Here is a 19,908-nt window from a genome sequence, read left to right as displayed (position 1 = left end):
CAGGATTTATCTGCGAGTTTTCTGCGCCAGCAGCTTCAGCCGTTTGAGGGCGAGATTGTGCAGGTAGCGGGTCACCGCATCGTGGTGCTCTTCACTGACGTGATAGCAGTCCAGAAGACCGAGCAAGTAACCCTCGGCCATCGCGTGGTAGCGAGAAATACCTTCCTTGGTGTTGCTGGTCAGCAGCTTGCCGATCAGATCGTCGATGCGGCTGCGGTCTTCTGGCGAAAACCAGCCTTCCTGAGGGGCTGAACCCTCGTCATCCCATGCTTGTGAGTCCACGTCGTCCAGCCCCTCTGCGTTTCTCGCCAACAATTACATGCTCATCTGTTGTGTCGCAGGATAGAGAAATTCAGCGCCGCTGCAACGCTCAGCCAGGCCAGATAAGGGAAAAGAATGAGCCCGGTGACTACATCCAGCTGCACCGCCATGATCACCATCACGGCGACCACCAGCCAGAGCAGCGCCAGGATCACCATGCCCGCAGCGATGCGATGGGCGCCGAAGAATACGGGCGTCCACAGGGTATTCAGGGCGATTTGCGTGGCCCACAGCGCAAGCACCGTCTGGCTGCCGGGTAGCTGGGCCAGCCGATATCCCGCCCAGGCCAGGAGCAGGTAGATCGTGGTCCAGGCCAGCGGGAACATCCAGTTGGGCGGGGTGAAGCCAGGTTTTTGCAGCGATTCGTACCAGCTTCCGGGTTTGAAAAAGAAGCCGGTGCTGGCCGCGGCGGCGCAGGCGATGAGGAAGATGTAAAAGGTCATCTGAAGTCCTTTGGGGTGGCAGGAGCGATTACTGTTCAAAGGGTTTGATGCCAATGAGCAGGAAAAGTCCTCGGCTTCTGCCCAGAGGGCCAGGAGCGCAGCTTGCTCCGGGCGATCGCCGGCAAGCCGGAGTGCTACGGTCCGGCTTGCGACGTTTAAGACTTCTTTCGGTTATTGCAACGCTTGCTTGCCCACCGGCGCCGTACGCTCGACCACCGCCACACCCCGCGCCACGGCCGGTGCGGTTTCGCGCATTTTCACCGCGCACAGGGTCGAGACCACGCCCAGCAGGCTGAACAGTATCGCCGGGCCCATCCAGCCCACCTGGGAGTACAGCGCGGTGGCGATGAAGGGCAGGGTGCCGGCGATCAGCGAGGCACAGTTGTAGCCCAGGGAAATCCCCGAGGAGCGCACGTTGGCCGGGAACTGTTCGGTGAACCAGCTGGCTTCGACGGCGAAGATCGGGTCGTGGCTGAGGATCAGCGCCAGGGCCACGGCAACCACGATCAGCGGCACGATGCCGGTGTTGATCATCATGAACATCGGGATGCCGAACACGATGGTGAACAGCGAGCCGATGAGGAACACCGGTTTGCGGCCGATGCGGTCGCTCAAGGCGCCGTAGAACAGGTGGCTGCCCAGGCCAATGGCCGAGCCGATCATGGTGCCCCACAGCACGTTCTGCTTGGTGGCAATACCCGCCAGCAATACGTAAGACAGCATGAAACTGGTCGCCAGGTAGTAGCCGCCGGTTTCCGCCAGGCGTAGGCCGGCGATCTGCAGCACTTTGCGCCAGTCCTTGCGGATCACTTCCAGCGCAGGCTGTTTGACCAGGGTGTTTTCGGCCTTGGCCTTTTCGAACTCGGGGGATTCACTGACGCTCAGGCGAATCCACATGCCGACCGCGACCATCACCACCGAGGCGAGGAACGGCGCACGCCATACCCAGTCGCCCTCGAACAACGCCGCCGAAAGCAGGAACGCGCCGTTGGCCATCAGCAGGCCCAATGGAATGCCGATCTGCGGCACCGCGCCGAAGAATCCACGGCGATGAGCGGGCGCATGTTCGCAGGCCATCAGCACCGCGCCGCCCCATTCGGCGCCGAAACCGATGCCCTGGATCATGCGCAGCAGAATCAGCAGGATGGGTGCGATGACCCCGGCCTGCGCATAGGTGGGCAAGGCGCCGATCAATACCGTCGCGCCGCCCATGGCCAGCAGCGACCAGAGCAGCACGGTCTTGCGCCCGAGGCGGTCGCCGTAATGCCCGGCCAGATAACCGCCCAGCGGGCGCATGAAGAAGCCCACGGCCATGGTCGCGAAGGCGGCGAGGATGCCGACGATGGGCTCGGTGGTGTGGAAAAACACCTGGCCGAACCAGCCCGCGGCGGCGGTGCCATAGATGAAGAAATCGTAGCTTTCCACGGCCGAGCCGACCATGGAGGCGAAAGAGACTTTACCGGCCTTGCTGTCTGTGTGGGTTGACGCCGTAGAGGATGTGCTCATGGCAAACTCCGAACTTTTATTGTTGTTGTAGCGGGCAGGGCCTGTGTGTGCAGGGGCCTGCCCAGAGTGTTGGAACGGATCCTTGTCAGTGTATCGGGCGTTACTCCCAGGTCTCGATGACCCGGCTGTCGTCGCGCCTGCCCAACCCGGCCTCAGAGGCCTGGCTGAAACGGGCGTGGGCGATGTCGAGCAACGGCACTGCGGCGTTGCATTCGCGGGCGGCGTGAGCCACCAGGCCGCTGTCCTTGACGAAAATGTCGACCATGCTGGTGACCTGGGTGTCGGTGCCTTCGAGCATTCGCGGCCCGCGGTCGGACAGCATCCACGAACCGCCTGCGCCTTTCTGCACCAGATCCAGCACCCGCGCCGGGTCCAGCCCCAGCGAGCGGGACAGGCTCAGCGCTTCGGCCGCTGCTACCAGGTGCACCGAGCACAGGTGCTGGTTGACCACTTTGATCGCCTGGCCATCGCCGACCTCGGCACCGGCATCGCGAACCTCGCCCATGCAACGCAGCACCGGTTCGACGTACGCAACGGCAGCCTTGGGGCCGGAGGCGAAAATCAGCAGGCTACCGGTCTGCGCGCGGGCCACACCGCCGGTCACCGGCGCATCGACCACCTGCACGCCTTTTTCCGCCAGGCGAGTGGCCTGTTCACGCACCGAGGCAGGGCCCACGGTGCTCATCACCACCCAGTGCTGGCCAGGTTTGAGTGCTATGCACTGGCTGACCAGCGCGTCGAGCTGGGCCGGGGTGGCAACCATCACCACCACCACGTCGGCGTCACTGGCCGCGCGCCAGTCGGCGCTGGATTCGATACCGAAGCCCTGCGCCAGCGCGCGGTTGTTGTCACTGAGTTCGACGCCGACCACATTGTGGCCCGCCTTGAGAATCTGCCGGGCCATGGGCAGGCCGATGGCGCCCAGACCGATAAATGCAACGTTCATGTGCGCGCTCCTTATGCCAGCCACTTGAGAATGTTGGCGGCCATGACCTGAGTGGAAATGCCGTAGCGGTCGTGCAGCGTCGGCAGCGCGCCGGCGTCGAGGTAGGCATCGGGCAGGGCGATCTGCTGGAACGCCGGGCTGACCCGCGCTTTCAACAGCGTCAGCGCCACCGCTTCAGAAAGGCCACCCACGGTACTGTGGTTCTCGGCGACCACCACCAGACGCCCGCTGCGACGGCATTGCTCGATGATGGTCGCTTCGTCCAGCGGCTTGATGGTCGGCACGTGCAGCACCGCCACATCGGCGCTGCCATCGCCCAGCAACTCGGCCACTTCCAGGGCGCGCATGGTCATGATGCCGCTGGAGATGATCAGCACGTCCTTGCCGTCGCGCAGCAGCTTGGCCTTGCCCAGCTCGAACGTGTAGTCGTACTGGTCCAGCACCATCGGCACCTTGCCGCGCAGCAGGCGCATGTACACAGGGCCGTTGTGCTCGGCCATGGCGGCCACGGCTTGCGTGGTGTCCAGCGCATCGCACGGGTCGATCACGGTCAGGCCCGGCACCGCGCGCATCAGCGCCAGATCGTCGGTGGCCTGGTGGCTGGGGCCGTAGCCGGTGGTCAGGCCGGGGAGGGCGGCGCAGATTTTTACGTTGAGGTTTTCTTCGGCGATCACCTGATGAATGAAGTCATAGGCGCGGCGAGTGGCGAACACGGCATAAGTAGTAGCGAACGGGATCAGGCCCTCTTTGGCCATGCCGCCGGCGGCGGCCATCAGCAATTGCTCGGCCATGCCCATCTGCAGGTGGCGCTCTGGAAATTCGCGACCGAAGATGTGCAGGTCGGTGTATTTGGACAGGTCAGCAGTCATGCCGACGATGCGCTGATCCTTCTGCGCGGCGGCGACCAGCGCGTGGCCGAACGGGGCGGTCTCGGTGCGCTGCCCTTCGCTGGCAATCGAGGCGATCATCGCCGAGGTGGTCAGGCGCGGTTTGTTTGCGATTGGCGTATCCATCTCAGCGTGGCTCCTGTTCCAGACGCGATTGGTAATGAGCATCCAGCACCTTGATCGCGGCCTGCCATTCGTCAGGCTCGACGCGGATGAAGTGGTTCTTCTCGCGGGTTTCCAGGAAATCCACGCCTTTGCCCATCAGGGTGTCGAACAGGATCACGCGGGGTTTGGCCTCTTTGAGCGCCATGGCCTGATCGAACGCGTTGATGACCGCCGCCAGATCGTTGCCATCGACACGTTGCACGTGCCAGCCGAACGCCTGCCACTTGTCCGCCAGCGGTTCGAAATCGAGAATCTCGTGGGAGTTGCCGTCGGCCTGCTGTTTGTTGAGGTCGACCAGCGCGATCAGGTTGCCGAGCTTGTGGTGGGCCGCCGACATCGCGGCTTCCCAGGTCGAGCCTTCGTCCAGCTCGCCATCGGACATGGAGTTGAACACCCACGCCGGATTGCCCTTCATGCGCAGGCCCAGCGCCATGCCGACGCCAATCGGCAGGCCCTGGCCCAGCGAGCCGCCGGAGATTTCCATGCCCGGCGTATAGCTGGCCATGCCGGACATCGGCAGGCGGCTGTCGTCCGAGCCATAGGTGTCCAGTTCGCTTTCGGGAATGATCTGCGCCTCGATCAGCGCGGCGTACAGGGCGATGGCGTAGTGGCCGTGGGACAACAGGAAGCGGTCGCGGCCTTCCCACTGTGGATCGTTGGGGCGCACGTTCATGGCGTGGCAGTAGGCGGTGGCCAGTACATCGGCCCAGCCCAGCGCTTGCCCGACGTAACCCTGACCCTGAACCTCGCCCATGCGCAGGGCGAAACGGCGAATGCGCCAGGCGTGATGGGCCACTCGCTGAAGCGGCTCGAGCGCCGCTTGGGGATTGATTGTCATGCTTGATTCCTGCTTATTTTTATAAAGGCATCAATCATTGAAAGCAGGCTGGCAACTGATGTTTCGAATTCATCAAAGCGCCTGCATCCAACCTGTAATCAAGCTACCATCGGCAAATAAACCCTTACAAAAGACATTTTTGCAGCAATGACTGAGCAGAATTCACTAATCCAGCAGCTTCGCCGTGTGCCGCTCTCATCACTGCGGGTGTTCGAGTCGGCGGGCCGCTCTGGCTCGTTCATTCAGGCCGCGCAGGAGCTGGGGATTTCTTCCAGTGCGGTCAGCCATTCGATCCGCAAACTCGAAGAATCCATCGACATTCAGCTGTTCGAACGCACCACCCGCGAGGTCAATCTCACGGCCAAGGGGCGGTTGCTGATGGAGCACGTGAAGCGCGGGCTCGAGGAAATGCAGCGCGGTTTCGTGCTGGCCAAGACCGAAGAACCGCCGCCGCTGCGCCTGCACACCGCACCGAGTTTCGGCATGCAATGGCTGATGCCGCGCCTGTCGCGTTTCGTCCAGGCCTACCCGAACATCGACCTGCGCTTCTCGGCCAGCACCGATTACGCCCAGTTCGAAAACGACGACTTCGACCTCGACATTGTTTACGGCGAGCCGCGTTCCAGCCTGATCGAAAAAGTGCCGCTGGCGGTGGAGCACCTGACACCACTGTGCAGCCCGGAACTGGCAAAGAGCATTCACACGCCCCAGGACTTGTACGAGCACCGGCTGATCCAGTGCGACGTGCAGATGCTGCAATGGAAAGGCTGGTTCGAGGCCAACCACCTGATGTCCCCGCACCATTACGCCCTGCGTTTCGACCGCAGCATCATGGCCATCGCCGCGGCCACCAGTGGCATGGGCGTGGTGCTGGAATCGACCCTGCTGGCCCAGACCGAGCTGGAAAACGGCAGCCTGGTCGCGCCGTTGCGCGCGGTGACCCACGACATCCAGTACATCGGCCACTACCTCGTCTACCCGAAACGGCGCACCCGGCACGAGGCGGCCGAGGTGTTCAAGAAGTGGCTGCTCGATGAGCTGGGGCTGCGGCCTGCAGTGCCGGCGCAATCCTGAAAGTGCAGCCCTGAGTTCTTTTTTGGCTCATGAATATGGCTAATGTTGCTTTGAAATCAATTCGTTTTCATTCATGCAGCCATCTTCTTAACATGCGCCCAGCTCTTCACGGTACAGCGCCACGAGTACCGGGCAGAAAGACAGAACAGCGGCGGGCAGTGCGAACTGATTCATCAATGGATTGAGCACTGCTCCCGAAAGATCAGGGTGCACATCACGATGAACACAGCCTTCACCTTTGCGATCAAGCGCATTCGTTTCGATGAGAACTATTACCCATCGGACAGCACGCGCATCACCACCAACTTTGCCAACCTGGCCCGAGGCGAGAGCCGCCAGCAGAACTTGCGCAACACCTTGAAGATGATCGATAACCGTTTCAATACCCTGGCGCATTGGGATAATCCCAAGGGCGATCGTTACCGGGTGGAGCTGGAAATCATCTCGGCTGAAATGAATATCGAGGCGAGCGGCGACGGTCGCGCCATCCCGTTGATCGAGGTGTTGAAAACCACCATCCTCGACATGCAAACCAACGAGCGCATCAAGGGCATCGTCGGCAACAACTTTTCATCTTATGTGCGCGACTACGATTTCAGCGTGGTCTTGCAGGAACACAACAAGGATCAGGCCGGGTTCAGTACGCCCGAGGATTTCGGCGATCTGCACGGCAAGTTGTTCAAGTGCTTTGTCAATTCGGATGCCTACAAGGCGCACTTCGACAAGCAGCCGGTCATCTGCCTGAGCGTTTCAAGCAGCCGAACCTACCAGCGCACCGAGAACTGGCACCCGGTACTGGGTGTTGAATACCTGCAGGATGAATATTCCCTGACGGATGAATACTTCAAGAAAATGGGCTTGAAGGTTCGCTATTTCATGCCGCCCAACAGCGCAGCGCCGCTGGCGTTCTATTTCTGTGGCGACTTGCTCGAGGATTACAGCAATCTTGAGCTGATCGGCACCATCAGCACCATGGACACGTTCCAGAAGATCTATCGCCCGGAGATTTACAACGCCAATTCCGCCGCCGGGAAAGTCTATCAGCCCAGCCTCAAGCACCAGGATTACTCGTTGACGCGCATCGTCTACGACCGCGAAGAGCGCAGCCGCCTGGCGGTCGAGCAAGGCAAGTTCGCCGCAGAGCACTTCATCAAGCCTTATCAGACCGTGCTTGCACAGTGGTCTGCCCAATACGCGCTTTGAGTCATTGAACAAACAAGGTTTGAATCAGCCATGAAAAAACTGCTACCCACTTCAACTGCCGGCAGCTTGCCAAAACCCTCCTGGCTCGCGCAGCCGGAAACCCTCTGGTCGCCCTGGAAGTTGCAGGATGAAGGCCTGGTCGAGGGCAAACAGGATGCGCTGCGCCTGGCATTGCAAGAACAACAGCATGCCGGTATCGATATCGTCAGCGACGGTGAACAGACCCGCCAGCACTTCGTGACCACGTTTATCGAACACCTCGAAGGCGTCGATTTCGAAAAGCGCGAAACGGTACGGATTCGGGATCGTTATGACGCCAGCGTGCCGACAGTGGTGGGCGCTGTTGCGCGCAAGAAGCCGGTGTTCGTTGAAGATGCCAAGTTCCTGCGTCAGCAAACCGGGCAGCCGATCAAATGGGCGTTGCCTGGCCCGATGACCATGATCGACACACTCTTTGATGCTCACTACAAGAGCCGTGAAAAGCTCGCCTGGGAATTCGCCAAGATCCTCAACCAGGAAGCCAAAGAGCTGGAAGCGGCGGGCGTCGATATCATTCAGTTCGATGAACCGGCCTTCAACGTGTTCTTCGATGAAGTGAACGAGTGGGGTGTTGCCACGCTGGAGCGGGCCATCGAAGGGCTCAAGTGCGAAACGGCCGTGCATATCTGTTATGGCTACGGCATTAAGGCCAACACCGACTGGAAAAAGACCCTGGGCTCGGAATGGCGCCAATATGAAGAGGCGTTTCCCAAGTTGCAGAAATCCAGCATCGATATCGTCTCGCTGGAGTGCCACAACTCTCACGTGCCGATGGACTTGATCGAACTGATTCGCGGCAAGAAAGTGATGGTGGGCGCTATCGATGTGGCGAACCATGCCATCGAAACGCCCGAGGAAGTGGCCAATACCCTGCGCGAGGCCCTGCAGTTCGTCGACGCCGATAAACTCTATCCGTGCACCAACTGCGGCATGGCGCCGTTGCCTCGCCAGGTGGCAAGGGGCAAGTTGAATGCGTTGAGTGCCGGCGCCGAGATCATTCGCAAAGAGCTCTTGAACCGGGAGCTGTGATGTCACTCTCTGCTACTGTCATCGAGCCGCTGAGCTTTCGTGAAGCGCTGGGGCACTACGCTTCCGGGATCACGGTGATCACATCGCACAGCGGTGACGAGCCGATCGGCTTTACTTGCCAGTCGTTCTACAGCGTGTCGATGGATCCGCCGCTGGTGTCGTTCAGCGTCATGTGCAGTTCGGCCAGCTATCCGAAGATTCGCCAGGCGGGTCGGTTCGCCGTCAACATCCTGGCAGGCGAGCAGGCTGGAGTTTCCAACCAGTTCGCTCGCCGCGGCGCGGATAAATGGCAAGGCATCCAGTGGCAGGCATCACCGCTGGGCAACCCGCTCATCGAGGGCTGCCTGCATTGGCTCGATTGCGAAATCCACGCCGAGCATGTGGCAGGCGATCACCTGATCGTGATTGGCGAAGTGAAAGCCCTGGATGTGCAAAAAGCCGATGCCGCCCAGCCCTTGCTGTACTTCAAAGGGCAGTATCGCAACCTGGCCCACGGCTTGGCTTGATTCGCTTGCCACGCAGTGGCGCTGTCGCTGCGTGGCTGCCCCGGTTGCATCTGCCCCACCTTCCCGCTAGATTCCGCAGCTGGGCGTTTGCTGCGCCTGCGGTCCGCGCGAAGGGGTCACCCAAGGCATGCTTGCCACATTTTTCATTCCAGCTCCCGGCTTGTCGGCGGACCGAGCCCAATAAGGAGTTGGCATGCCCGCCAGTATTGTTTCCCGTCAACACGGTCTTCTCGATTTACCTTCCCTGCGCAAACGCGCAAAGCGCCTTCTCAAGGCCCTCAAAGAAAACGAGGCGGATGAGGTGCGCCTGCAGCTGCGTGCTCTGGGCTTATCCGGCCCGGATTATCGACTGGCCGATACCCAGTGGCTGGTGGCCCGTGAGGCAGGTTTCGCCAGTTGGCCAAAAATGATCGCCCACGCCGACAGCGTCGCTTTCGCGGCGCGCCATCCGGATTTCAGCACGACTTTTGAGGCGACCGTCCAGCATTGGCGCTGCGGCAATGACATCGAGCACAGCCTGCGAATCGCCGGCTTCTCGGGCGCGTTTCACATGTTCGACGATCCGATGGTCATGGGCCCGGTTCCGGCGCTCCCCGACGAGCAGTACTGGGCAGTGCGCGCGGCTTTTGCGCAGCAGGCGTTCGGGCTGAGCGCCGCCGATATCCAGCAGCGTCAGGCCAGCCAGCGCAAGGCACTGGCGCAGCTGAATGCGCACAGCGAGCTGGTGCTCTGGTGTGAAGGCGACGCGTACGATCAGCTGTTTCTCATCCGTTTGCTGGCCAGCCTGCCAGCCTTGCCGCGCAGGCTCGAACTGATCGAGACCCACCGTGTGCCTGGCGTTGAGCGCTTTATTGGCATCGGCCAGCTGGCGCCGGACCTGCTGGCCTGGCTGTGGCCGCAACGTCGTCCGCTGGGCGAGGATGCGCTGGCACTTGCCCGCGAAACCTGGAAAGCCTACACCGCCCCCGACCCGAGCGACTGGGCGCAACTGGCAGCTGACCCGCATCCGGTCTTGCCGCTGCTGGGGCCCGCGCTGGCGAGGCAACTGCAAGAACTGCCTGGCGCAGAAGATGGCCTGAGCCTGACCCAGCGCCTGACGCTGCGCATCCTCGCCGAGCAGGGCGAACTGCCCGCTGGCAAGGTCTTTGGCCACCTGATGATGCGCTACGAGCCGCTGCCGTATCTGGGCGATCAGATGTTTCATGCGCTGCTGCGCCCCTTGATCGATACCCCGCAGCCGCTGATCGACGAGCAGCAGGGAGACGCGTGGGAAAGGCGCCTGCTGCGGTTGACCCCGCTGGGCGAGCAAGTGTTGCGCGGGCAAGTGAACTGGCTCGATTGCGCGCCCGCCGAGCGCTGGGTCGGCGGCGTGCGCATCGTGGCGGATGACTCGCCTTGGGTGGTCAGTGAGCAGGGGAGCGTGTCGCGTCGGCAGGTTGGGCGAGGGCGGTCCTGATCACTGAGTCGCTTGCTGAACCATCGTCGCGATAAGTCCCTCGCGGCGATGTTACAAATCCAGCGACCAGGTCTGGCTCACCAGCTCCCTACCGAACTGCTGAACATTTTCCTGCTCGATCAATTCGAAGCCGGCTTTCCGGTACAGCCTTGCTGCGTCGACCAATACGCTGGTGGTCCACAGCTCCATGCGTTGGTAGCCGACACGGCGGGCGAACTGGATCGTTTCCTCGACCAGCCGCTTGCCGATGCCCATCCCCCGGGTGCTGGCGTCGACATAGAGCATGCGCAACCTGGCGGTGGTGGGGTTCTCCCTGACGACGAACACGGAACCTACGACCTTGCCATTCTTCTCGGCAATCCAGCAGCGCTCCGACGCGGGGTCGAACTGGCGAATGTAGTGCGCGACGATCTCGGCCAACAGCGCTTCGAACTCTGCATTGAAGCCGTATTCGCGGGCGTAGAGCTCGGCCTGCTGCTGGACCACGGCGCCCATGTCACCGGGCCCCGGGGCGCGCAACAGCCATGAGTTGTCGCCATCGCCCAGCAGCGCCTGCATCTGTTGCATGGCCTGAACCAGCTGTTTCTGCTGCGCCTCGGGCATTTTCTCCAGCATCACCACCACCTCGTCACGCGCGGCCTGCTCCAGCGCGGCCAGCACCGTCGAGCCGTGTTCGGTGAGGCTCAGGTCCGAAGCCCGGGCGTCGCTGGCCGAACGGGTCTTGGCGATCAGGCCGTCCTTCTCGAGGCCTGCGATGGTGCGGCTGAGGTAGCCGGGATCCAGCCCCAGGGTCTGGCGCAGGTCGGCGCTGGTGATCCCGGCGCCGGTGCCCAGCTCATAGAGAATCCGGCTTTGCGTGAGTGAAAACTGCGAATGCAGCAGGTGCTCATCCAGCACGCCGATCTGGCGGGTGTAGGAGCGGTTGAAGCGGCGGACGGCTTCGGCGCGGTCAACGATGGGAGAGGCCATGTAAATACCCATATATTTGCTTTTGGCAATTATATGTTTGCCTAAGACAAATATGTCAAATGACGTTTCCATCGCCGGAATCCGGTCACTTCAACGGCACGTACACATCCGTCTGCCATTGATCCAGCGGCGTCTCGGGGTAGACGCTCAGGTAATGGAAAAACAGCGGATGATCCCGCAGCTCCTCGGCGCTGGCGGGCAGCCAGTCGCGGAACAGCGGGTAGATGCTTTCGCTGATGTGATCGGGCGAGCCCAGATGCCGGATCACCGCGCAACGCCCGGCGGGGATGACCAGATCGCGGACGCCGAAGTCATTGGGCAGGACGGACTCGTCGATTTCGCCGCAGATCGCAAAGCGAAAGTCGTCCGCCGGTGTGGTGTCGGGGTTGTCATAAGGAATGCCGAAGGTGCGGCTGCGCGCCACCGGCGACTGGCCGCTTTGCATGCGCCATTGCCGAAAACGCGCCACGCTCTGGTCCAGCAGGGCGGGTGCGCCGCGATGTTCGAGCGCCGCGACACGGGTTTCGGCGAATTCCACGATACGGATTTGCACAGTGATACTCCTGGAAAAATGAGGAACGACAAACACCGCACTCCAGACCTGCCAGTTCGGCGCCTTGCCGAATGCGCTCGGCGCTATCCCGAAGGCCCGCTTGAAGGCTCTTGAAAACGCCTCCGGGCTCTCGAAACCCACCTCCAGCGCCGCCTGCAACACCGATTGCCGAGGCTCGCCGACCAAGCCATGGGCCGCGCGTCTGAGCCTCATCAGCTGTACATACTGCGAAACCGGAACGCCGACGTAGATCGTGAACTGCCGATGGAAATGAAACACCGAAAAGTTCGCGACACGGCTCAAGGTGCTCACCGACAGGTCGCCATCCAGATGGGCGTCGATGTAGGCGAGCACGGCTTCGAAGCGCTGCTGATAGGCGTGGGCAGTGGAGGTTTCGGTCACCGGGTGAGGTCTCCTGGGAATGCGGTGAGGAGGATCATCCGGGTTTTATCCTACGCGGGCCTAGCCGGGTTTGCTTTGTTCGAATCCGTTCTCCGGACAGCTTTTGAGGGACAGATACTGTGTGGCAGCTGAGGTTCGGCTACCCACCCATTACCAGATGTAAACTGGAAAAAATCAATCAGGGAGCGATGCAGTGGCGCTACAACTAAGGAAAGCCCGCGTGACCGATCTACCGGCCATTTACCGAGGCGAGGAAAGTTACATCCGCGCCTTTGAGCCTGCACACGAAGCGGCATGGCGCGCTGACCTTGCGCGGCATCTGACGCGGTGGGTCGAGCACTTCGAGCGTCTGACCGTCGCTGTCGTCGATGAGGCGTTCGCCGGTTATTCGTTGTGGATGCCGGAGGGTGACTGCGCGGAGCTTTGCACCCTTCATGTCGCCCCGGGTTTGCGTCGCAGCGGCATAGGATCGAAGCTGCTGCAGGCTTACATGGCCGATGCCGGATCGCAGGGATTCAACCGATGGCGCTTGAGTGTGCGGCCTGACAATCCGGCAAGATTCATGTATCAGAACGCGGGTTTTGCATGCCTGGGAACTGGCGAGAATGGCTATCTGAACTACGAGCGTTGCCTTTGACAACGTTCTGGCCGGTCGCAAGGATACGCCTGCATCTGTCATCAAGCGTCGGCCAGAAAGCGTGAAAGGGATTGCGAAAGCGCATCGAATACCAGCGCGACACGCCGTACCCGCTTGAGGTCGTGGTGCATCGCGATCCAGACGTCGACCGTAAAATCCACTTGCTCGGGCAGTACGCGCACAAGGCCGTGACGTCGCGCCAGTTGGCTTGAACACACGCCGATGCCCAAGCCCGCCCGCAGAGAGGCGAACTGGGCCAGATGGTTGTCGCTGCGGATGACGGCATTCTCGCCGGTACAGAAAAATCCCTGCTGCTTGAGCAACGTCTGTTCCGTCAGGTTGCGGTCCGGGCCGATCACCGGGTAGTCGTTCAGTTCATCTGCATTGCGGGGCAGGCCTCGATGTTCGAGCAGTTGCGCCGATGCGTAGAGGCCCACGCGCAAGTCGCCGACGTGGCGGGTGACGACTGCAGCCTCTGAGGGGCGACGAATACGAACGGCAACGTCGGCTTCTTGCAGTGCCAGGTCTTCCAGCCGGTTCGACACACTCAGTTCGATCGCCAGATGCGGTTGCGCAGTGCGGATCTCACCCAGCATCGCCGGCAGCACCTCCACGCCCAGCAACTGGCTGCTGGTCACCCGCACTGTGCCGCCTGCTCCATTGGCCTGGGCCGAGGCGGCGCGGGCAAATGCCTCGGCCGCCAAGGCCATCGATTGCGCGTGTTCGATCAGCTCCCGCGCGGTGTCCGTGGGCATCAAACCTGCTGGCGAGCGGACGAACAGGCTGGTGCCCACGCTGTGTTCAAGCGAGTCGATGCGTCGTCGCGCAGTGGCCTGGGCGATGCCAAGCGCCCGGGCGGCGGCGGACAGGCTGCCCGTGCGCAGGACGGCAAGAAAAACCCGTTGGGTTTCCCACTGAAGTGGCGCGATGTTCATACATTTCCTATGAGCGGGTGGTACGGTTTGATCAATTTTCATCAGGTGCAATGTTGGGCATGCTTAACCCGGTCGATGCATGGCATCAAGTCTTACCTTCGGAAAAATAGAGAAATTGCCCATGAAACTTGCCGGTGGTTGCCGTTGCGGCGCTGTCACCTATCGTTCAGACAGCGACATGCAGGTGGCTGTTTACGCTTGCCATTGTCAGTTCTGCCAGATCTGGAGCGGCAGCAGTTTTGCGCTGCACGCCCTGCTGCCTGGTGATGCGTTTGTCCTGCACGGCCCGACTGTGGAATACATTCACGAAGATCAGGGTCAGATCGCGCATCACTACTTGTGCGCGACCTGCCACACCCGTATCTACAACACCACGACGGCGGCACCGGGGGCGTGGGTGCTGCGCGCAGGGACCCTTGAGGAGCGTTCCTCGCTGACGCCGATGGCGCACATCTGGGTCAAGCACAAACAACCCTGGCTGAGCCTTCCCGCTGATGTTGCCACCTGGCCGCAAAGCCCGACACCCCAGGCATTTGCTGCTGCGTTGAACGCTGGCCGATCCTGAGTCAAGCGAGGCAATCATGAGCGATGACCCGTACTGTGCAACCGGCAGCTGTCGGTGTGGTCAGGTGACATTTGAAGTGCGCGCCCAGCCGGTGATGACCAGCGCGTGCCACTGTGTCGGCTGTCAGAAAATGTCGGCCAGCGCGTTTTCCCTGACCGCGCTGTTTCCCGCCGAAGGCTTTTTCATCACTCAGGGCGCACCGGTAATCGGCGGGCTGCATGGCGCGAGCCGGCATTTTTTCTGCCCGCACTGTTTGTCCTGGCTGTTCACACGCCCCAGCGAAACCGACGCATTCGTCGGAGTGCGCAGCAGCCTGCTCGACCAGCCCTGGCGCTACGCCCCCTTCATGGAAACCTGGACTCGCGAAAAACTGCCTTGGGCTGGCACCGGGGCAGGGGGCAGTTACCCGACCTTTCCCGAGCCGCAGGATTACCCTGGGTTGATGGCTGCGTTTGCGGCAATGGCTGCGGGTGCCGAGCGTGAGTGACGCGAGCGCGCGCGGCGTGAACTCGCACCATTACCGCTTCCGTTCTGGGAAGGGTGGGGGAAAACTTTGAAATTCTCAGGCTGTGTCTTTTAGGCGATGATCCGGACAGAAACCTTGACCCACACCGAACCGGAGCATACGCATTGATCGATCATCTGGACCATCTGGTACTCACCACAACCGACCTCCAGGCGTGCAAGGACTTCTACGTGCGCGTGCTGGGAATGCGCGCCGAGACCTTCGGCAACGGCCGGCTGGCGTTCTGTTTCGGCAATCAGAAAATCAACATCCACGAGCGCGGACGGGAGTTCGAACCCAAGGCCCATTTGCCGGTGCCCGGTGCGCTGGATCTGTGTTTCATTGCCAGTGTCGGGTTGGATGCTGCGGTTGCCCGGCTGCAGTCCGAGGGCTGGCCAATTGTCGAGGGGCCCGTACAAAGAACCGGCGCCACCGGGCCGATTCGTTCCGTGTATGTCCGCGACCCCGACCTGAACCTGATCGAAATTTCCGAGCTTCTCGTACCTGGTCACTGAAGGTCTCATCACTCCCGTCGTGCAGACGAGAGTGACCTCCACTCAAGCAATGCTCGCCCCGCCATCCACCAGCACCGTTGAGCCGGTGGCGTAAGGCGTGCTCGCCAGATAGACGATCGCGTTGGCGATGTCCTCGGCTTGGCCCATTACCTGTGCAGGCAAGCGTGCTGCGGCGCCGTCGAACATGGACTGGCGGGCGTCGTCGGAGAGTTTCGACCACAGCGGGGTGGCGATCAGTCCTGGCGAGACGGTGTTGACCCGCACCGGCGACAGTTCCAGGGCCAGGCCGCGGGACAAGGCTTCCAGCGCCGCATTGATGGCGCCTTGCAGGACTGATGTTTTGCTGGGGCGTACGCTGAGGAAGCCGGAGACGAACGTCAGCGAGCCGCCGGCCTTGATCCTGGCCACGCGTGCGACGTGGTAGGCGCCCCAGAACTTGCTGTTCATCGCGGCGTGGGCATCCTCCAGGGCGAGTTGCCGGATCGGGCCGCCCGGGGTTTGCGCGGCGGAAATGACCACGTGATCGAACTCGCCGGCCGAGGAAAAAAATGCGCTGACGGCCGCTTCATTGGTGGTATCGAGCACGGCGGTCTTGATGTTGGCGCCGATGCCGTTGGCGACGGCGTCGAGTTTTGCCTGGTTGCGCGAGGCAATGGTGACCTGGGCGCCGAGTTTTGCGAATGCCTGTGCAGTGGCGGCACCGATGCCCGAACTGCCGCCTACGATCAATACGTTGCTAGCTGAGAAGTCTTTCATGGGGGTTCCTCCGGTTGAGTGGCCCCATTCTGCGAAACAGCTGTGATATTGAAAATTGGCTCGGCATTTGATGGATTTTCAAATTATTTGGAAATATCCAAGGGCTGATCTGTCACCCAGCAGCCAGAACTCCCCAAGCTCTCCTCGGTTGCACGCGCCCCACCAGCGCGGTCACGGTGGATTTGCGGCAGTAGCGGCGCACGCTGGGCTGCGGGACGTCAGCAACCACAGGATCAGGGCACTGGCGCTGACCGATGCGCCCAGCAGGCTCACGGCGGGCCATCCCCAGTGCTCGTAGACTTGAGTCGCGGCTGCTGCGCCCAGGGCGCTGCCGGTGGAGTAGAAAACCATGTAGGCGCCGACCAGGCGGCTTTGCGCATCCGGCCGGGCGGCGAAGATCAGGCTCTGATTGGTGACGTGAACGGCCTGGACGGCGAAGTCGAGCAGGATCACTCCGCAGACGAGGGCGAACAGTGAGGATTGGGCCAAGCCGATCAGCAACCATGAAAGCGTCAACAGGCCCAGTGCGAGGCCGCTGATCCGTTGCCCCAAGCCCTGATCCGCCCAGCGACCCGCGCGTCTGGCGGCCAATGCACCGGCCACGCCTGCCAGGCCGAACAGGCCGATGGTGGTGTGGGATAACGACAGCGGTGGCGCGCTCAAGGGCAGCACCATCGCCGTCCACAACACCGAAAACGCGGCGAAGATCAGCAACGCCAGCAGCCCGCGAATCCGCAGCACAGGTTCGGTCATCAACAGCGTGAACAGCGAGCGGATCAACTGCCCATAGCTGCCGGCGGACTGCCGGGAGGGCGTGTCAGGCACGCATTTGAACAGCACTGCAGTGAGGGCAAGCATCAGCCCTGATGAAACCAGATAAACCGCTCGCCAGCCGGCCAGATCCGCGATCAACCCCGATGCGAAACGCGCCAGAAGAATGCCCAGCACAATGCCGCTGGTCACCGTCCCGACCGCCTGGCCGCGTTGTGAAGGCGCTGCCAGCACCGCCGTGTAAGCGACCAACACTTGAACGACCACCGCCATCAACCCCACGACGACCATTGCGGCCAGCAACGCCAGCCATGTCTGCGACGCGCCAACCGCTGCAAGGGCAATGGCAGACAGCACGGTCTGGCTCAGCACCAGCCGCTTGCGATTGACCAGATCGCCCAGCGGCACCAGAAGCAGCAACCCCAGCGCGTAGCCGACTTGGGTCATGGTCACCACAATGCCGATCGACCCGGGTGCTACGTTAAGACTCTCAGCCATCGAATCGAGCAGCGGCTGGGCGAAATACACGTTGGCGACTGCCAAGCCGCAAGTGATCGAGAACAGCAGAATGAGCGAGGCAGGGAGGCTGGAAAGGCCGAAGGGTGGAGACTCAGGCTTGGCTGTCATAAGGTCATCCGTGCAGGTAATCTGGTTGCAAAATGAAACTTGATGGATTTTTGCTTGATCCTGTTTCAAAATGCAACCAGATTTGTCCGGGCTGCCCCACAGCCCCTCACGCGGATTTCTCAGCGGAAGGTAAAAATGCCCGAAACGTTTTCTCAGGACAGCCGTGAATGCCCGGTCGCTCGATCGCTTGAGGTGATCGGCGATCGCTGGTCGCTGATGATCATTCGCGACGCGTTCGACGATATCCGCCGCTTCAGCGAATTCCAGAAGAGCTTGGGCGTGGCCAGGAATATCCTGACCTCGCGGCTCAAGGCGCTGGTGGAGGTTGGGGTGTTCGAGATCTGCCCGGCATCGGACGGCAGCGCCTACAAGGAGTACGTGCTGACGGAAAAAGGGCGCGAGATCTTTCCGATTGTGGTCAGCCTGCGCCAGTGGGGCGAGCGCTTCGAGTTCGAACCCCATGAGACGCGCTCGGTGCTGCTGGACAACGCCAGCGGCCAGCCGCTGGCGACGTTGGCGGTGCGCTCTGCGAGCGGCGAGGTGCTTGGGCCGGCAGACTGCCACCGGGTCAGGATCGCCCCGGCGGTCACCCCTGACGGCTGATCAGAATGTCCTCGAAAAACCCACCGACCGGCTCGGTGGGGTGGCACAACTGGATTTCCAGGACCCAGACCATCTCGCTCGGCACGATATCCACGTCAGCCAGCTTGTCTTGGCCGAACAGCGCGTGGGGGAAATCGGCGATGCGATGGCCCGCCAGATTGCGCTCCAGCTGCCAGCCCTTGGCTTGGGCGCTGGATTCGGCAAAGTCGTACAGCTCGCGCCCGGTCAGGCCGCGGTGCCAGGCCTCACGAGTTTCGTTGAACACCTCGTGCAGCGCCTGGGTGCAGGCGTGGTGCAGCGGGTTGCCGCCGAACACGAAGGTGTCGCCGTAATCGCCTTCGTAGCCGTCCCACACCGGGCCGAGGTCGACCACCGCGATGTCGCTGGCGCGCAGCGTGCGCTGAGGGTCGACGCCCTGACGAGGCGTGCGCACCGTGTCGTCGCCGAAGCGGATGTAGGTGGGGTGCCAGGTGTGGGACGCGCCCATCGCCTGTAAGGTCTGGCGGGCCATGGCCTGCGCCTGCGCCGTGGTCATGCCGACCCTCAGTTGGCTGGCGATGGCCGCCAGCGCTCGAGCCGACTGCTCCCGGGCTGCGAGCATGCCATCCAGCGAGTAGCGCGGCCCGACCTTTTCCAGCAACGGGTCCAGCGGCCGCGAGGTAGCAGCAGGCACCGACGAACCGCTGGGCACGAAGGCCTCTGCCACGAAGCGGTGCGCCTGCACGCCGGCCGCCAGGCAGGCTTCGCGCACCTGGCTGATCATGTTGCCGTTGCCGCAGGCATACACCTGGGTCTCGGTCCATTGGTGAGACTGGCTCAGGGCAACCTGCTGCACCCGTGCAACGGGCGAGCGTACGGGGTGCCAGTTGAAGTTTGAATGCGCCTGATCGGCCTGATCGAGAAAGTCCTGATCATAGAAGTCTGCGGTCGACGATCCAACCCAGTACAGCGTGACCTTTGCCCTGCGCCCCAATGCCGTCAGCAGCAAGGGTTTGACTCCCGCGTAGCCAGTGCCGGTGGCAAACAGCACCACGGGCCGCTGATCTTCGTGCTGCCAGGTGCAGGCGCCCACCGGGCCTTCGAGTTCGACAGCATCGCCCCGCTTCAGCATCGGCAAAATGCCCTGGGAAAACCGCCCGCCACTGACCTGACGAATGTGAAACACCAGCCGTCCCTGATCCTCGGCGGGCAGGTTGGCGATGGAGAAACAGCGGCTGTCGCCGTCGGCCAGACGAAAGCGCAGGTACTGGCCGGGTTTGACCTCCAGCGCCTGAGCGGGCTGCAGCACCAGTTCGATGATGTCTTCACTCAGCGGGCGCTGGCTGACAACCTGGGCGCTGATGTGCAGGGTGGGGGTGTCCAGCGACCAACCGGGAATCTCCAGGCGCAGGTCGCTGCAGGCGTGGCTCTGGCACAGCAGCATCTCGTCGGCGGCCAGCGGGTAGGAGGGCGCTGGCATGTCCTCGGTGCGCAGCTTGTCCCGCCAACTGCCCGACACCACCTTGACCTTGCACGACCCGCACGCGCCCCGGCGGCACGAAAACGGCACGGCCAGGCCGCTGGCGAGCATGGCGTCGAGCAGCAACTGGTCAGCGGCTTCGAAGGTTTTGCCCGAAGGCGACAGTTCAACGACGTGGCGGTTTTGCATAAACACCTC

22 protein-coding genes are annotated in these 19,908 nt (G+C 62.0%); 10 read left to right on the top strand and 12 right to left on the bottom strand.

Features of this window, described 5'->3' with window-relative positions; genetic code table 11:
• Window positions 1-6: 6 nt before the first annotated feature.
• The 6 genes from AC1MEK_RS01035 to AC1MEK_RS01010 form a co-directional block, all read right to left on the bottom strand.
• On the bottom strand, window positions 7-282 hold the full coding sequence (locus AC1MEK_RS01035) for a hypothetical protein (protein ID WP_480394399.1): 276 nt from the start codon (window positions 280-282) through the stop codon (window positions 7-9).
• Between the two features lie 41 nt (window positions 283-323).
• On the bottom strand, window positions 324-764 hold the full coding sequence (gene tspO, locus AC1MEK_RS01030) for a tryptophan-rich sensory protein TspO (protein WP_480394398.1): 441 nt from the start codon (window positions 762-764) through the stop codon (window positions 324-326).
• A gap of 171 nt (window positions 765-935) precedes the next feature.
• Window positions 936-2,270 carry an MFS transporter gene (locus AC1MEK_RS01025; RefSeq protein WP_480394397.1) on the bottom strand — a complete coding sequence of 445 codons (1,335 nt, stop codon included), beginning with the start codon at window positions 2,268-2,270 and terminating at the stop codon, window positions 936-938.
• Window positions 2,271-2,370: 100 nt separating this feature from the next.
• A complete protein-coding gene (locus tag AC1MEK_RS01020) occupies window positions 2,371-3,216 on the bottom strand; it encodes an NAD(P)-dependent oxidoreductase (RefSeq protein ID WP_480394396.1) in 846 nt (281 codons plus the stop codon).
• Between the two features lie 11 nt (window positions 3,217-3,227).
• The gene (locus AC1MEK_RS01015; protein ID WP_480394395.1) at window positions 3,228-4,229 is read right to left on the bottom strand and encodes a transketolase family protein; all 1,002 of its coding nucleotides are present in this window, start codon (window positions 4,227-4,229) and stop codon (window positions 3,228-3,230) included.
• Between the two features lies 1 nt (window position 4,230).
• Complete coding sequence (locus AC1MEK_RS01010; protein WP_480394394.1) at window positions 4,231-5,106, bottom strand: transketolase; 876 nt, start codon at window positions 5,104-5,106, stop codon at window positions 4,231-4,233.
• Window positions 5,107-5,292: 186 nt separating this feature from the next.
• On the opposite strand from AC1MEK_RS01010, the gene AC1MEK_RS01005 reads away from it, so the two are divergent.
• The 5 genes from AC1MEK_RS01005 to AC1MEK_RS00985 all read left to right on the top strand — a co-directional run bounded on the left by AC1MEK_RS01005 (window position 5,293) and on the right by AC1MEK_RS00985 (window position 10,413).
• On the top strand, window positions 5,293-6,180 hold the full coding sequence (locus AC1MEK_RS01005) for a LysR substrate-binding domain-containing protein (RefSeq protein WP_480394393.1): 888 nt from the start codon (window positions 5,293-5,295) through the stop codon (window positions 6,178-6,180).
• A 219-nt stretch (window positions 6,181-6,399) separates the two neighbouring features.
• Complete coding sequence (locus AC1MEK_RS01000; protein WP_480394392.1) at window positions 6,400-7,383, top strand: DUF1852 domain-containing protein; 984 nt, start codon at window positions 6,400-6,402, stop codon at window positions 7,381-7,383.
• Between the two features lie 30 nt (window positions 7,384-7,413).
• Window positions 7,414-8,451: a methionine synthase gene (locus AC1MEK_RS00995; RefSeq protein ID WP_480394391.1), complete on the top strand. Its 1,038-nt coding sequence runs from the start codon at window positions 7,414-7,416 to the stop codon at window positions 8,449-8,451.
• A complete protein-coding gene (locus AC1MEK_RS00990) occupies window positions 8,451-8,957 on the top strand; it encodes a flavin reductase family protein (protein WP_480394390.1) in 507 nt (168 codons plus the stop codon). Before AC1MEK_RS00995 ends, AC1MEK_RS00990 begins: the two co-directional genes overlap by 1 nt.
• Window positions 8,958-9,150: 193 nt before the next feature.
• Window positions 9,151-10,413 carry a DUF1835 domain-containing protein gene (locus AC1MEK_RS00985; RefSeq protein ID WP_480394389.1) on the top strand — a complete coding sequence of 421 codons (1,263 nt, stop codon included), beginning with the start codon at window positions 9,151-9,153 and terminating at the stop codon, window positions 10,411-10,413.
• Window positions 10,414-10,464: 51 nt separating this feature from the next.
• Here the strand turns inward: AC1MEK_RS00985 and AC1MEK_RS00980 are convergent, their stop codons facing one another.
• Both AC1MEK_RS00980 and AC1MEK_RS00975 read right to left on the bottom strand, forming a co-directional pair.
• The gene (locus AC1MEK_RS00980) at window positions 10,465-11,382 is read right to left on the bottom strand and encodes a bifunctional helix-turn-helix transcriptional regulator/GNAT family N-acetyltransferase (protein WP_480394388.1); all 918 of its coding nucleotides are present in this window, start codon (window positions 11,380-11,382) and stop codon (window positions 10,465-10,467) included.
• 85 nt (window positions 11,383-11,467) lie between these two features.
• Window positions 11,468-12,337, bottom strand: coding sequence for an AraC family transcriptional regulator (locus AC1MEK_RS00975; protein WP_480394387.1), 870 nt, complete (start codon window positions 12,335-12,337; stop codon window positions 11,468-11,470).
• A gap of 220 nt (window positions 12,338-12,557) precedes the next feature.
• On the opposite strand from AC1MEK_RS00975, the gene AC1MEK_RS00970 reads away from it, so the two are divergent.
• Window positions 12,558-12,974: a GNAT family N-acetyltransferase gene (locus AC1MEK_RS00970; RefSeq protein ID WP_480394386.1), complete on the top strand. Its 417-nt coding sequence runs from the start codon at window positions 12,558-12,560 to the stop codon at window positions 12,972-12,974.
• 41 nt (window positions 12,975-13,015) lie between these two features.
• Here AC1MEK_RS00970 and AC1MEK_RS00965 read toward each other — a convergent pair whose 3' ends face one another.
• Window positions 13,016-13,909, bottom strand: a complete 894-nt coding sequence (locus AC1MEK_RS00965; RefSeq protein WP_480394385.1) for a LysR family transcriptional regulator — start codon at window positions 13,907-13,909, stop codon at window positions 13,016-13,018.
• Window positions 13,910-14,030: 121 nt separating this feature from the next.
• Between AC1MEK_RS00965 and AC1MEK_RS00960 the strand changes: the two genes are divergently transcribed.
• The 3 genes from AC1MEK_RS00960 to AC1MEK_RS00950 all read left to right on the top strand — a co-directional run bounded on the left by AC1MEK_RS00960 (window position 14,031) and on the right by AC1MEK_RS00950 (window position 15,494).
• Entirely contained in the window at window positions 14,031-14,474 is a 444-nt protein-coding gene (locus AC1MEK_RS00960) for a GFA family protein (protein ID WP_480394384.1), read from the top strand.
• 16 nt (window positions 14,475-14,490) lie between these two features.
• The gene (locus tag AC1MEK_RS00955; protein WP_480394383.1) at window positions 14,491-14,961 is read left to right on the top strand and encodes a GFA family protein; all 471 of its coding nucleotides are present in this window, start codon (window positions 14,491-14,493) and stop codon (window positions 14,959-14,961) included.
• A 143-nt stretch (window positions 14,962-15,104) separates the two neighbouring features.
• On the top strand, window positions 15,105-15,494 hold the full coding sequence (locus AC1MEK_RS00950; protein WP_480394382.1) for a VOC family protein: 390 nt from the start codon (window positions 15,105-15,107) through the stop codon (window positions 15,492-15,494).
• A gap of 42 nt (window positions 15,495-15,536) precedes the next feature.
• On the opposite strand, the gene AC1MEK_RS00945 is transcribed toward AC1MEK_RS00950, so the two are convergent.
• Together AC1MEK_RS00945 and AC1MEK_RS00940 are read right to left on the bottom strand one after the other, a co-directional pair.
• Window positions 15,537-16,250 (bottom strand): SDR family oxidoreductase, encoded by a 714-nt coding sequence (locus tag AC1MEK_RS00945; protein WP_480394381.1) that lies wholly within the window; start codon window positions 16,248-16,250, stop codon window positions 15,537-15,539.
• Between the two features lie 171 nt (window positions 16,251-16,421).
• Window positions 16,422-17,648 carry an MFS transporter gene (locus AC1MEK_RS00940; protein ID WP_480394380.1) on the bottom strand — a complete coding sequence of 409 codons (1,227 nt, stop codon included), beginning with the start codon at window positions 17,646-17,648 and terminating at the stop codon, window positions 16,422-16,424.
• 135 nt (window positions 17,649-17,783) lie between these two features.
• On the opposite strand from AC1MEK_RS00940, the gene AC1MEK_RS00935 reads away from it, so the two are divergent.
• Complete coding sequence (locus AC1MEK_RS00935) at window positions 17,784-18,251, top strand: winged helix-turn-helix transcriptional regulator (RefSeq protein ID WP_480394379.1); 468 nt, start codon at window positions 17,784-17,786, stop codon at window positions 18,249-18,251.
• Here the strand turns inward: AC1MEK_RS00935 and AC1MEK_RS00930 are convergent.
• Window positions 18,235-19,899, bottom strand: a complete 1,665-nt coding sequence (locus AC1MEK_RS00930; protein WP_480394378.1) for a M24 family metallopeptidase — start codon at window positions 19,897-19,899, stop codon at window positions 18,235-18,237. The genes AC1MEK_RS00935 and AC1MEK_RS00930 overlap by 17 nt on opposite strands.
• Window positions 19,900-19,908 lie beyond the last annotated feature (9 nt).

The sequence above is a fragment of the Pseudomonas sp. 2 genome, assembly GCF_056627435.1.
This window is presented reverse-complemented; position numbering and strand designations above follow the sequence as displayed.

Bases quoted from the DNA above. Each gene is read 5' to 3' on its own strand.
- AC1MEK_RS00940 (WP_480394380.1), bottom strand. From the start codon at position 17,648: ATGACAGCCAAGCCTGAGTCTCCACCCTTCGGCCTTTCCAGCCTCCCT.
- AC1MEK_RS01020 (WP_480394396.1), bottom strand. From the start codon at position 3,216: ATGAACGTTGCATTTATCGGTCTGGGCGCCATCGGCCTGCCCATGGCC.
- AC1MEK_RS01010 (WP_480394394.1), bottom strand. From the start codon at position 5,106: ATGACAATCAATCCCCAAGCGGCGCTCGAGCCGCTTCAGCGAGTGGCC.
- AC1MEK_RS01015 (WP_480394395.1), bottom strand. From the start codon at position 4,229: ATGGATACGCCAATCGCAAACAAACCGCGCCTGACCACCTCGGCGATG.
- AC1MEK_RS01000 (WP_480394392.1), top strand. From the start codon at position 6,400: ATGAACACAGCCTTCACCTTTGCGATCAAGCGCATTCGTTTCGATGAG.
- AC1MEK_RS01025 (WP_480394397.1), bottom strand. From the start codon at position 2,270: ATGAGCACATCCTCTACGGCGTCAACCCACACAGACAGCAAGGCCGGT.
- AC1MEK_RS00965 (WP_480394385.1), bottom strand. From the start codon at position 13,909: ATGAACATCGCGCCACTTCAGTGGGAAACCCAACGGGTTTTTCTTGCC.
- AC1MEK_RS00985 (WP_480394389.1), top strand. From the start codon at position 9,151: ATGCCCGCCAGTATTGTTTCCCGTCAACACGGTCTTCTCGATTTACCT.
- AC1MEK_RS00930 (WP_480394378.1), bottom strand. From the start codon at position 19,899: ATGCAAAACCGCCACGTCGTTGAACTGTCGCCTTCGGGCAAAACCTTC.
- AC1MEK_RS00980 (WP_480394388.1), bottom strand. From the start codon at position 11,382: ATGGCCTCTCCCATCGTTGACCGCGCCGAAGCCGTCCGCCGCTTCAAC.
- AC1MEK_RS00990 (WP_480394390.1), top strand. From the start codon at position 8,451: ATGTCACTCTCTGCTACTGTCATCGAGCCGCTGAGCTTTCGTGAAGCG.
- AC1MEK_RS00955 (WP_480394383.1), top strand. From the start codon at position 14,491: ATGAGCGATGACCCGTACTGTGCAACCGGCAGCTGTCGGTGTGGTCAG.
- AC1MEK_RS00995 (WP_480394391.1), top strand. From the start codon at position 7,414: ATGAAAAAACTGCTACCCACTTCAACTGCCGGCAGCTTGCCAAAACCC.
- tspO (WP_480394398.1), bottom strand. From the start codon at position 764: ATGACCTTTTACATCTTCCTCATCGCCTGCGCCGCCGCGGCCAGCACC.
- AC1MEK_RS00960 (WP_480394384.1), top strand. From the start codon at position 14,031: ATGAAACTTGCCGGTGGTTGCCGTTGCGGCGCTGTCACCTATCGTTCA.
- AC1MEK_RS00945 (WP_480394381.1), bottom strand. From the start codon at position 16,250: ATGAAAGACTTCTCAGCTAGCAACGTATTGATCGTAGGCGGCAGTTCG.
- AC1MEK_RS00935 (WP_480394379.1), top strand. From the start codon at position 17,784: ATGCCCGAAACGTTTTCTCAGGACAGCCGTGAATGCCCGGTCGCTCGA.